This window comes from Nocardia salmonicida NBRC 13393 (genome assembly GCF_001613085.1).
In the GTDB taxonomy this organism is placed as follows: domain Bacteria; phylum Actinomycetota; class Actinomycetes; order Mycobacteriales; family Mycobacteriaceae; genus Nocardia; species Nocardia salmonicida.
Genome location: NZ_BDBR01000039.1, coordinates 60,737 through 70,167 on the forward strand (window position 1 = coordinate 60,737; position 9,431 = coordinate 70,167).

Here is a 9,431-nt window from a genome sequence, read left to right on the forward strand (position 1 = left end):
TCAGTACGCCTGCCACGCCCGGAATCCGCCGGAGGCGGCCGCGCGGGTGAGGAACTGCGCCAGATCGTCCCCGGGCAGCGCGGGCGACCCGGCGGCCTTCCAGCCGTCGAGGGCTTGCGCGCACTCGGTCGCGGTGACCCACCAGCCCCCGAACTCGCTGCCGGTCAGCTTGTGCAGGGCGATGCCGGGGCCAGTCACCGCGCGCAGCCGCGCGGTTTCCCGGGCGGTGTAGGTGTCGTCAGCTTCGCTGTCGTCCTGGCGGGGCAGTGGGGATGGGGGCGTGCTGAGGTGTCCGAGTCCGGCTGCGGCGCACGCGGTCCGGGGGTCACCGGGCAGGTGCTGATGAACCTGATCCATGCGCAGGCCGGTGTCGGGGAACGCCGGGGTCGCGACACCGCGGGCGTCCACGAGATACAAGTCGACACCGGGGTGTCCGGTCTCAGCGGTGAGCATGGGTGATGCCTTTCAACGTGATCCGGTGATCAGAGTGGTCATGGTGTTGTCGACCAGCGCGCCCAGGACGGCGAGGTCGGGTGTCTGCGCCGCAGCTCGGCGAGCTGTTCGGCGTGTCAGGCGATGTGATCGGTGTCGAACTCGTTGCCCCGCGGCATCGCGCAGCAGCTGGGAGACGGTGTCGTCACGGTGACGAAAGGTCGCCAATGCCCGTGCCTCGTGGGCCGCGATCCGGGCCTCGACTTCTGCCACGATCCGGCCGGGGACCGGTGTAGGGACTGTCGGGCACCGGCCGTTCGGCGGCGTCGACACCGTTGGCGGCGTCAATGCCCGGGTCGACCGCGCGCAGCCAGGACGGCAGCTCCGGCTCGACCCGGTCCGGCAGCGGGCACCTGGAGCTCGCCGACGCCGAGCGGCTCGATCGGGCCGGATTCGATCAGGCGCGGCACCAGCGCGTCGGCGGGGTGCGGTGGTTCGTCGGCCATGGTGGATACCCCTGAAATCGGTCGCTGAGCTGGACAGATGGTACGAGCATAGATTCGGCCGTCGACACCGATCACGCCCCGACCTGGGCAATACTACCAAAAAACCCTCGTCTATCTGGGATTTCAGCGAATCCACTTGCGTTAATGTGCGTTAGCGCAAGTGGAAGTGAAGCCCGGTCGGGAACTGGCTGGCGGTCGACATGCCAACGTATCACGTTGCCCGTCATCCTTTCCATAGTTCGTTGGCGCGAATCGTTGGCATTTTGCTAGGCTGGTCCCCGTGCCCCTCCTGACCAGCTCCGATTTCGCGCGGATCGTCGCCGACCGCACCGGCTACCAGCCCGACAAACACTTCCTGCCCGCACTGACCGCGACCGGCATCCTCACCGACCACGGCACCGGCGCCCACCGCCGCATCGACGCCGACGAGCTGGCCGACTTCCTCGCCCGCCACCCCTACCGGCCCGTCCTGCCGTTCGACTACCTGCAGGTGTCCCTCGGGCCTCTCGGTGAGCGCACCGACCCGCTCTACGACGTGCAGTCGCTGCCCCCGACCCTGTTCAGCCGCTACGCCGGATACGACCACCACAACACCGCTGGCCTGAACCCCCCCGAACGCGCCCGCGCGATCGTGGCCGTCTGGAAGACCGGCGCCGCCAAGGCCGCCGAGGTCGTCGAGCGCGGACTACCGCTGATCGGCGTCGTCAAGGGCGTGATGACCCCCGACACCATCTACTGGCCCCGCGCGGTGATCAGGTTCGGCGACGGCTACGGCTTCGACGTCGACCCCGAGCGTCGCGGCCACGACGAGATCGGCACCGGCGCCATCACCACCGTGCGCGGCGGTGCACCGTGGGAGCTCGTCCGGAGCACGGCCCGATGAGCACCGAACGCATCGCCCGCCTGCAAGCCCTCGCCGACCACGGCGCCACCGACGGCGAACGCGACACCGCCCGCCGCATGCTCAACCGCGCACTCGCCGAGGCGAATCCGGTCGAGCTGTCGCCCCTGCAGTTCCTGCTCGGTGCGATGGAGAACAAGCGCCGCGAAACCGGCGGGGCAGGGTCATGACCGACGACTACCGCGACGACCACGAGTTCGGTACGGAGCTGGGCGCACAGTACCTCGCCGCCGACGAGGGACAGCGCCAGGTGATCCTGCGACAGCTGCTCGCCGGGGCCGCCGACCCCGAGCACGCTGTCGCGGCCGCGCTCGCCGTGTGGCGCGGGGGACTGGCCTCCTACCCGCTGCCCGACGGCCGCCGCCTCGCCTACGGCCAGACCTGGCACGAACTGACCGGCCCCCGCCGCCGCCTCCAGATCGAGTTCGTCCGGCCCGAACCCGGCGGCCGCGTCCTCGCGATCTGCCGCTCCCACCGGCCCGGCCGCGACCGGGCCGGCCAGGCGATCCTGTCCGCCGACCGCTTCGCCGACCGCGACCACTACCTTCTGGTCGACCGGAAGTGACCCCGATGCCGATCGCACTGGAACGACGACTTCTTCGGCTGCCCGCGCCCATCGACGCACGGCGTGGTGACCGGGAAACGCACCCGAACCGGGCTATCCTGCGAGTCGACAGCGCTGCTGGCCGCGGGCCGGGCTCCCTTTCCGATCGTTGAGGAACGCCCGTGCCGACTGAACTTCTGCTGCTGCTCATTCCCGCAATCGCCTACTGGCGGCGCGATTCGGTGCTGATCCGGATCATTCCCACCGTCACCGCGTCCCTGCATCCTGACCCGAAGCGGCGCCGCGACGCGCTGCGGGCCTTGGACCGGATCGGCAAGAGAGGCATGGGATCGTAGTCGCCATGCCCTTGCCCACGTTCGGCACTGACGATCTGCTGATGTGGCGGCTCGGCCGCACTGGCTCCGGGATCGGCGTCATCGACAGCCCGGGTGTAGGAATCGACCCGCCGCCGGTGTGGGTCGATGCGATCACCGCGGTCGCGTCCGACCTGCGTGTGCTGCGCCACGGCCGCGACATCGACCCGGACCGGCTGGTGTGGGAACTGGCGATCACCGGTGACGACACGATCATGATCGGATGGGGCACAACAGGACCCGTCGGCGGGTTCCGCGTGGGAGAGGGCACGCCGGCCGCCTCGTCAGCGACCACTGCCGCGGTCGCGGTCGCCGACATCGCCCAGACCGAACTGGGCGGCTACGAGTTCGTGCAATGGCCCAGCCGGGGCAGCCGCGTGCTGCGGGCCCGCGAGGTCGATGGGGCAGCGGTGTGGCTCGACCCGCGCACCGCCCGCGTGATCTCCCTGGTGGGCGAGCTGCGCGCCGACGCCAGCTGGTAGTCGGCGCGCAGCACCATTGCCGAGCAGGAGCTCATCGTTGTTTGGGCTCCCCACCAGGGCGGTGCGGCCGGAAATCGAGTTCGTCGGCGATCCGGATCCGCGCACGTTGCAACAGCCTTCGCACGGTCGCGGCGTTCATCTCCAGTTCCTCGGCGATCATCGCGACCGTGTGGCCCGCGATGACGCGCGACATGATCTCGCGCTGGCGCAGCGGCAGGATCCGCAGGACCCGCTGGGCGGTTTCCTCCGCTACCAGCCCTTCGTGCCCTTCAACCGCGGTCGGGTCGCTGAGGTCGGTGAGGTAGTCGACCGGCATCTCGACGACATGGCGGGCGCCACGGCGCTGCTCACGGCGCCGGTCCAGCCAGGAGTAGCGCACCGAGGCGAACGCGATCGCGACCAGCTCGTCGCGCGAGAGAACCCGGAAGCGTTCCCACCCGTGGAGCAGACGGATCATCGCGTCCTGGACGATGTCGGCGGCGTCGCTGACATCGGACGCGCCGCGGCGCGCGTAGGCGTGCAACGCCGGCTGGAACGAGACGTAGAACTCCGCGATCTCGTCCCGGTGCGTGCCGCAGCTCGGCGCCGGATCGACAGCCGAGCGGGTCGCTGCCCGGGTGCCGCCGAACGGGCCCGCCGAACGGCGAGCCGACCGCTGGAACCACTCCCCGGCTTCCTCGTGCTCACCGCGTTCTTGCAGCAGAACGGCCAGCTCGAACATGGCCTCGACGTCGCCGCTGTCGGCGGCGCGCCGGAACCAGGTCTCGGCCTCGGCGACGTCGCCGCGCTTCCACAGCAGGGTCGCCAGCGGGAACATCGCATTCGGGTGACCATCCTGGGCGGCGTAGCCCCACCATTCCTTGGCCTCGTCGAGGTCACCGAGCTCACGGAACACCGAACCGAGTTGGAAGTACGCTTCGACGCGCAGGTCCGCGGCGGCCACGCGGTCATGGAAGGTGGCGTCGAGTAGTTCGTAGAACTGCTTCTTAGCTCCGTCGTGATCGCCGCGCCGGTGCAGCCGGAGTCCCAGTAGCAGCATCGCTTCGGCACGACCCGCCGCAGCCGATGTGCGGTACCAGTTCTCGGCTTCGGTGAACTGGCCGCGCGTCTGGAGCAGCATGCCCAGCTTGATCATCGCGTCGGCGTTGCCGTCCTCGGCGGTCGAGCGATAGAACGACTCGTTGCGCTCGATGCGTTCGATGAGCTTGTTGCCCGACGGTGCCATGTCGTGCTCAGAGCCTTCGGCAGTGGCGTCCTCGGCGTGTGCCGGTCGACCTTCCGAAGTACTGGGCCCGCGGTCTGTGGTTGCCATGACGGTGCCGCTCAACGCTTGCCGGTCTTCGTGCGGCGCTTGCGATCCTCCGCCCCGCTGCCCGGGTCGGTCAGGTGGTAGTGGTGGTGCTGGTTGATCACCACACGCGGGAACGCCCGGTTGAAGCCGTACCGCAATTCCCGCAGGGCGATCCAGCCGACGGTCACCGTCAGCCAGCCGACGCTGCCGATCATCCAGATCAGCGTGGGCGCTGCCGATTGCTCGCCGGACCCGGAGGCCGGCGCGCTGGGCGCGGCGACGGTGTGGGCGACCGTGGAGAAGCCCAGCGAGGTCGCCGAACCGGCGAGGTTGAGCACGAAACGGCGTGAATAGTCCGGCGCCGACGCCGGGGGATAGAGGGATGCCTGGCCGTCAACGCCAGGTGGGTGCTGGGCACTCATCTGCGATCTCCTGATCAGGAGAGCCGCACGAAGGCGCGGCTCTCGTATCTGCTGGGCCACCTCGTCGATCCACGCTTCCGCCAAGAAACTCAGGACATGTCGAGGTGCTGTATTCGGTTGTGCGTCAATGTTGCCCGGTGAATGCCGCGTTCACCTACCCGCTTACCGGGCTCTCATGAAATCTGTGATTCATTTCACTATTGAGTCGCGTTTGGGGCGCTGGACTGCGAGAACTGGGCAGAACGGGAAGCTCCCGTATCTGCTGAATGGTCCGCCGTCCACGCTTCCGCCAAGAAACTCAGGGCGGCGGACCATCACCAACGTCACCCCGTTCCCCCACGCGGCGCCGAAACCGGCTACTACCTGGGGGTATTCGATCCGCATCTAGGCCGCGAGCTGTCTGATCCTGAGTTGCTTGCCGAGCCGGCCGAGCTTGCGCCGCACCGATTCGCCCTTCTCCGGGCCATGCCCACATTCGACGGCGGCTTCGCCCCAGGTGCTCGAGCTGTCCGTCGCCCATGCGAGCGCGACCTCGCGTTCGGCGGCGCTGAGCTGAGCGAGCACCCGCTCCACGCGCGGATCAAATCCCTCCAGCCGCACCATGTTCGGGTCCGGCCGCGGCGCCCACAACGGTTCGACGGCGAACGGGAACTCGCCCTCGCCGAAGTCGACGGAACGGACGCGCAGGTCGCCGCCCTTGGCCTTCGACCCGAGCAGGCTGGCTTCACGTTTGGTTTCCCGCCGACGAAGCCGGTTCAGGTTGTCGAGGGTGAGCTCGACCTCGCCCTGTTCCCACGATGGGTCGAACAGTGCGCCGATCACCGCGTCGATGACCGCGGCGGTCACCTTCCTCACCCCGAGCCACACCCGCGCGAACTGTCCGACCGCCTCGCGGTTGCCCTGCAGCGCGGCGTCGCGAGCACTCAGCGCCGCCCCGTATCCAGCCTTCGCCAGGAAATGGCCGAGATCGCCGAGCCGGATCCAGCGCCCCAGGAGCGCGATGACCGATGCCTGCAGGCTGTCGGTGATGCGGTCGAGTTCGCGGACCACCGGCAACCTGATGCTGCCGAACGCATCCGGCAGGCCCAGGGCCATTGTGAAGGCGTCGGTGACTCGGGTCAGGTGCCCGAGGGAGGCCAAACCGATCTTGGGCACCATCTGCTGGACGGCCGTGGTCATCATCGCCATCGCGGGTATGTGCTGGCCGAGGACCCCAGCACTCGACAGCATGGACTTGTTCTCGGTCATGAACAGCGAGGAGGTGCCCAACGACCGCGCGAGGTCGAGGGTGGAGGAGGAGAATCCCAACGAGCCGGTGGTCGTGGCCATGTCGATCGTCGGCGAGATCACTCCCAGCAGCTTCTGGTTCACCAGCGCCATCTCGGGCCGGTGCTTGTCGAGCACCGAGGCCGTCAGCGAGGCGAACGCGGTCGTGTCGACCTTCGGCACCATCTGCTGGACGGCGGTCGTCATCATCGCCATCGCGGGCACGTGCCGGCCGAGGATCGAGGCGGTCGACAGTATCGACTTCTCGCTGGTGAACAACGAGGAGGTGCCCAACGACTGGGCCAGGCCCAGCGAGGAGGAGGAGAAGCCCAACGAGCCGGTGGTCGTGGCCATATCGATCGTCGGCGAGATCACTCCCAGCAGCTTCTGGTTCACCAGCGCCATCTCGGGCCGGTGCTTGTCGAGCACCGAGGCCGTCAGCGAGGCGAACGCGGTCGTGTCGACCTTCGGCGCTACCGCGTCGAGCAGGTCCTGACTCACCTGCTGCAGCGCCGGCGCGGCGATGTCGCGCACAGACGGTTCCCAATCCGCGCCACCCACGGCGCGCTCGGCCGCGGCGGTGGCCGACGCCGTCCCGGCGCGACCGAGCTCGCCGAGAACAGAGTCCGCGGCGGCCAGCGTCGGTTGCTGGCTCGCGATCCACCGCCGGGCTTCGGCCACCAGGCGTCGTTCCGCCTCGCTCAGTTTCGCCTCGCTCTGTTCGTTGGCGTTGTGCATCGAGATCTCCTTCTCGGACGTGGACCTCGGACGAGGCCCTCACCCTCCAGGCAGTCCCAGAACGCGAAAACGACAATCTTTCTTCTGTGACTCGCCTCACATGGCCCGAATAGGGTCCACTACCAGCATAGGAACGAAGCCCGACAGGCGGCCGCGCCGATGGCTCCCGGTGCTAGACGCGGTGGGAGCCAACCTGTCCGGTCCTGTCAGATCCGCATCGCGTTGCTCACCGACGCCATGGCGGCCAGGTCGGCGTCGCTGATCTGTTGCATCGCGCGGCGGCGTCGGTACGCGCGTTGGCGGCACGCGTTGCTGCAGAAGATCCTGCGCCGCCCGCGGCCGTCGTCCCCGCGCGCGAGTGCGGGCACGAGATTGTGCCCGCACTCCATGCATTTCGTCGTGCGGCTGTCGCAGGAGAAGAACTTGGTCTCCTCGGTGACCGATCCGGCGCCGACATAGGCGAGTTCTTCGGTCGGGAACCGCAGGGCGAACTCCTCGCGCACCACGGCGAGCAGTGCCCGGCTCAACGACAAGTCCTGGTACTGGGCAACGCGCGGATCGGCGGCGGCCGCCCGCAGGCTGGCCAGACCTCGGGTGCGTGACTGGCGTACCTGCTGGATCGGGATCGAACGGAATCCGGCGAACTCGCTCAACGTCAAGTTGTTGGCCAGCGCGATCAGCACCTCGCGCTGATCGGTCGGCAAGCTGTCGAGCACCTCGCGCAGCAGCTCGACGAATTCGCCCACGCTGCGGGGGTCGGTGCCGATGTCGCCGACCGGATCGCGGGCGACCCGCTTCCTACCCATCGAGGTCCTCCCGCTCGCCCGCGCCGTGGAGTCCCTGCTGGGTGTCCTCGCCGCTGGCCTTCTGCTCGCCGGCCTCCGAAAGGTCGGTGCCCGTAGGGTCATTGTCCGCCGCGACGGCCTTGGCCGCGTCCGGTGCGCCGGACAGGGCGCGGAATCCGAAGGCCGAGGCGAAGGAGGCGAAGACGGTGGGGATGTCCTCGCGCCGGGCACGCAGCAGCGCGATGGCCGCGATGATCATCGCCGCCAGGCCCAGCGCGACGAACGCGAGGATCGCGGCCGAGCCGCCGGTGGCGAGCACATCGCCGGACATCTTGAGAATCGCGGTGGACATGACGGGGCCCTCCCTGTGGACACGAAAAAGGCCCCCGGCGATCGCCGGGGGCCTCGAGGTGAAACGAAAAAACCCAACCAATCAGGATCGGCTGGGCTGGGCACAACTGTGCCGTTGGATCGAGGGTACCAGGCCACATTTCCGCAGGGCAATTGCGAGGTTATCGCTGGTCAGAGCCACACACGCAGGCGCCATCATTTTCGTAACGCTCTCCGTGTTTCGATAGCAACTAGCTGGCATTCGCCCCGCTGGGGTGGGTATCAATCGACCAGCCGACCGGCCAGGTGTCGGAGCAGTCCGTCGACGCTCGGGCTGCGAATACCGCCTGAGCTGGCATTTCGGGCGAAATCCAGCTCACCGCATCCGAAGCCCCGCGGTCGTCCGCCGACTCGCCGTCGGTGTCGGGGAGCTGGATCCGGGAATGTGCCCGGCTCACGCCGGTGCCGGTAAGAGTCGGTGGGGCAGGGCAGTATCGCAAGGTCACTCCGTGCGAGCTCACAGCCTGGCCTGCCCCACCGACTTCTTCGAGATTCGAGAGTGCGGAGACACAGCGGTGAGTGATGACGATCTGACGACGGCGGCCGGGAGCGTGGACGCCATGGTCGCGACCCTGGCCTGGACGGAGTGGGTGTCGCCGGAAAGACAACGCGCGCAGGCGCAGCGGTTCTTGGACTCCGCGACCGGGTCGACGGAGCTACCCGACTACCCGTGGGCCGAAGACGCCCCGGAGCTGCGGCAGCTCGATGCGTTCTGCGCTCGCGTGTTCCCGGATATGCCGATGGCGATGGCGGCCGAGCGCGCCGAGCTCGCCGATCAGTGCATCTGCCTGATCGGGGTGCTGTTCATCCGGTTCGCGGGGGCGCGGTGGGAGCCGTATGAGTGGTTCGGGCGGGAGTGCTCGTTCTACGACGAGATCAATCCGCTGCTGGAGTATCCGTTCACCGAAGAGGGTGACACCGCGTGGGGGTTGATGGGTTTCCTTGTCAGGTACGGATTTTCGAGCATTGCCGGGCTGCTTCGCGACTACAGCGAACGACGCGACTTCGACATCTGAATACCGGGCCCTGGTCAGCCGGGTAGGCCGACCTCGCGGGCGGTCTTGTCGGGTCGAAGTCCGCGATAGGACGGGTGGCGCAGGGAACCGTCGGCGGTCAGTTCCCGGTACTCCACGTCCACGACGTAGATCGGCTCGACGATCCGCGCGAATTTCATCAACGCGCGCGGCGCGCCCACCATCAGGCTGACCGGCTGCGCGATCTCGCTCAGCCGATCCCGCAGTGCCCGTCGGTCGGCGGCAGTGAAACCCGTACCCACACCGCCGATATAGCGAAGGTCGGG

At 68.3% G+C, this 9,431-nt stretch carries 15 protein-coding genes; 6 read left to right on the top strand and 9 right to left on the bottom strand.

Annotated features, from left to right (window positions below; translation table 11 throughout):
* The 3 genes from NS1_RS30065 to NS1_RS40410 all read right to left on the bottom strand — a co-directional run bounded on the left by NS1_RS30065 (window position 1) and on the right by NS1_RS40410 (window position 938).
* Window positions 1–453 carry a hypothetical protein gene (locus NS1_RS30065; protein ID WP_062989937.1) on the bottom strand — a complete coding sequence of 151 codons (453 nt, stop codon included), beginning with the start codon at window positions 451–453 and terminating at the stop codon, window positions 1–3.
* Between the two features lie 12 nt (window positions 454–465).
* Window positions 466–705, bottom strand: a complete 240-nt coding sequence (locus NS1_RS30070) for a hypothetical protein (RefSeq protein WP_062989940.1) — start codon at window positions 703–705, stop codon at window positions 466–468.
* A 71-nt stretch (window positions 706–776) separates the two neighbouring features.
* Window positions 777–938, bottom strand: coding sequence for a hypothetical protein (locus tag NS1_RS40410; protein WP_157125470.1), 162 nt, complete (start codon window positions 936–938; stop codon window positions 777–779).
* Between the two features lie 280 nt (window positions 939–1,218).
* Here NS1_RS40410 and NS1_RS30075 point away from each other — a divergent pair, with 280 nt between their 5' ends.
* From NS1_RS30075 to NS1_RS30090, 5 genes are all read left to right on the top strand, one after another.
* Complete coding sequence (locus tag NS1_RS30075; protein WP_062989942.1) at window positions 1,219–1,821, top strand: hypothetical protein; 603 nt, start codon at window positions 1,219–1,221, stop codon at window positions 1,819–1,821.
* Window positions 1,818–2,009 carry a hypothetical protein gene (locus NS1_RS30080; RefSeq protein WP_062989944.1) on the top strand — a complete coding sequence of 64 codons (192 nt, stop codon included), beginning with the start codon at window positions 1,818–1,820 and terminating at the stop codon, window positions 2,007–2,009. The genes NS1_RS30075 and NS1_RS30080 overlap by 4 nt, the downstream gene beginning before the upstream one ends.
* Window positions 2,006–2,404: a hypothetical protein gene (locus NS1_RS30085; RefSeq protein WP_062989946.1), complete on the top strand. Its 399-nt coding sequence runs from the start codon at window positions 2,006–2,008 to the stop codon at window positions 2,402–2,404. The genes NS1_RS30080 and NS1_RS30085 overlap by 4 nt, the downstream gene beginning before the upstream one ends.
* Window positions 2,405–2,565: 161 nt before the next feature.
* Complete coding sequence (locus NS1_RS40415) at window positions 2,566–2,739, top strand: hypothetical protein (RefSeq protein ID WP_157125471.1); 174 nt, start codon at window positions 2,566–2,568, stop codon at window positions 2,737–2,739.
* Between the two features lie 5 nt (window positions 2,740–2,744).
* A complete protein-coding gene (locus NS1_RS30090) occupies window positions 2,745–3,239 on the top strand; it encodes a hypothetical protein (RefSeq protein WP_063816310.1) in 495 nt (164 codons plus the stop codon).
* Window positions 3,240–3,270: 31 nt separating this feature from the next.
* Here the strand turns inward: NS1_RS30090 and NS1_RS30095 are convergent, their stop codons facing one another.
* From NS1_RS30095 to NS1_RS30115, 5 genes are all read right to left on the bottom strand, one after another.
* Window positions 3,271–4,551 carry a sigma-70 family RNA polymerase sigma factor gene (locus NS1_RS30095; protein WP_157125472.1) on the bottom strand — a complete coding sequence of 427 codons (1,281 nt, stop codon included), beginning with the start codon at window positions 4,549–4,551 and terminating at the stop codon, window positions 3,271–3,273.
* A gap of 11 nt (window positions 4,552–4,562) precedes the next feature.
* Complete coding sequence (locus NS1_RS30100) at window positions 4,563–4,952, bottom strand: hypothetical protein (RefSeq protein WP_157125473.1); 390 nt, start codon at window positions 4,950–4,952, stop codon at window positions 4,563–4,565.
* Between the two features lie 384 nt (window positions 4,953–5,336).
* Window positions 5,337–6,956 (bottom strand): hypothetical protein, encoded by a 1,620-nt coding sequence (locus tag NS1_RS30105; protein WP_062989954.1) that lies wholly within the window; start codon window positions 6,954–6,956, stop codon window positions 5,337–5,339.
* A gap of 206 nt (window positions 6,957–7,162) precedes the next feature.
* The gene (locus NS1_RS30110) at window positions 7,163–7,762 is read right to left on the bottom strand and encodes an RNA polymerase sigma factor sigma-70 region 4 domain-containing protein (protein WP_062989956.1); all 600 of its coding nucleotides are present in this window, start codon (window positions 7,760–7,762) and stop codon (window positions 7,163–7,165) included.
* Complete coding sequence (locus NS1_RS30115; protein ID WP_062989958.1) at window positions 7,755–8,093, bottom strand: hypothetical protein; 339 nt, start codon at window positions 8,091–8,093, stop codon at window positions 7,755–7,757. Before NS1_RS30115 ends, NS1_RS30110 begins: the two co-directional genes overlap by 8 nt.
* Window positions 8,094–8,646: 553 nt before the next feature.
* Between NS1_RS30115 and NS1_RS30120 the strand changes: the two genes are divergently transcribed.
* Window positions 8,647–9,147, top strand: coding sequence for a hypothetical protein (locus NS1_RS30120; protein WP_062989960.1), 501 nt, complete (start codon window positions 8,647–8,649; stop codon window positions 9,145–9,147).
* A gap of 14 nt (window positions 9,148–9,161) precedes the next feature.
* Here the strand turns inward: NS1_RS30120 and NS1_RS30125 are convergent.
* Window positions 9,162–9,431 (bottom strand): ATP dependent DNA ligase (locus NS1_RS30125; protein ID WP_444980743.1); only part of this gene is annotated, 270 nt, incomplete at its 5' end.

Coding starts and splice junctions, on each gene's coding strand:
- NS1_RS30065 (WP_062989937.1), bottom strand. CDS start 453: ATGCTCACCGCTGAGACCGGACACCCCGGTGTCGACTTGTATCTCGTG.
- NS1_RS40410 (WP_157125470.1), bottom strand. CDS start 938: ATGGCCGACGAACCACCGCACCCCGCCGACGCGCTGGTGCCGCGCCTG.
- NS1_RS30080 (WP_062989944.1), top strand. CDS start 1,818: ATGAGCACCGAACGCATCGCCCGCCTGCAAGCCCTCGCCGACCACGGC.
- NS1_RS30085 (WP_062989946.1), top strand. CDS start 2,006: ATGACCGACGACTACCGCGACGACCACGAGTTCGGTACGGAGCTGGGC.
- NS1_RS30090 (WP_063816310.1), top strand. CDS start 2,745: ATGCCCTTGCCCACGTTCGGCACTGACGATCTGCTGATGTGGCGGCTC.
- NS1_RS30095 (WP_157125472.1), bottom strand. CDS start 4,551: ATGGCAACCACAGACCGCGGGCCCAGTACTTCGGAAGGTCGACCGGCA.
- NS1_RS30100 (WP_157125473.1), bottom strand. CDS start 4,952: ATGAGTGCCCAGCACCCACCTGGCGTTGACGGCCAGGCATCCCTCTAT.
- NS1_RS30105 (WP_062989954.1), bottom strand. CDS start 6,956: ATGCACAACGCCAACGAACAGAGCGAGGCGAAACTGAGCGAGGCGGAA.
- NS1_RS30110 (WP_062989956.1), bottom strand. CDS start 7,762: ATGGGTAGGAAGCGGGTCGCCCGCGATCCGGTCGGCGACATCGGCACC.
- NS1_RS30115 (WP_062989958.1), bottom strand. CDS start 8,093: ATGTCCACCGCGATTCTCAAGATGTCCGGCGATGTGCTCGCCACCGGC.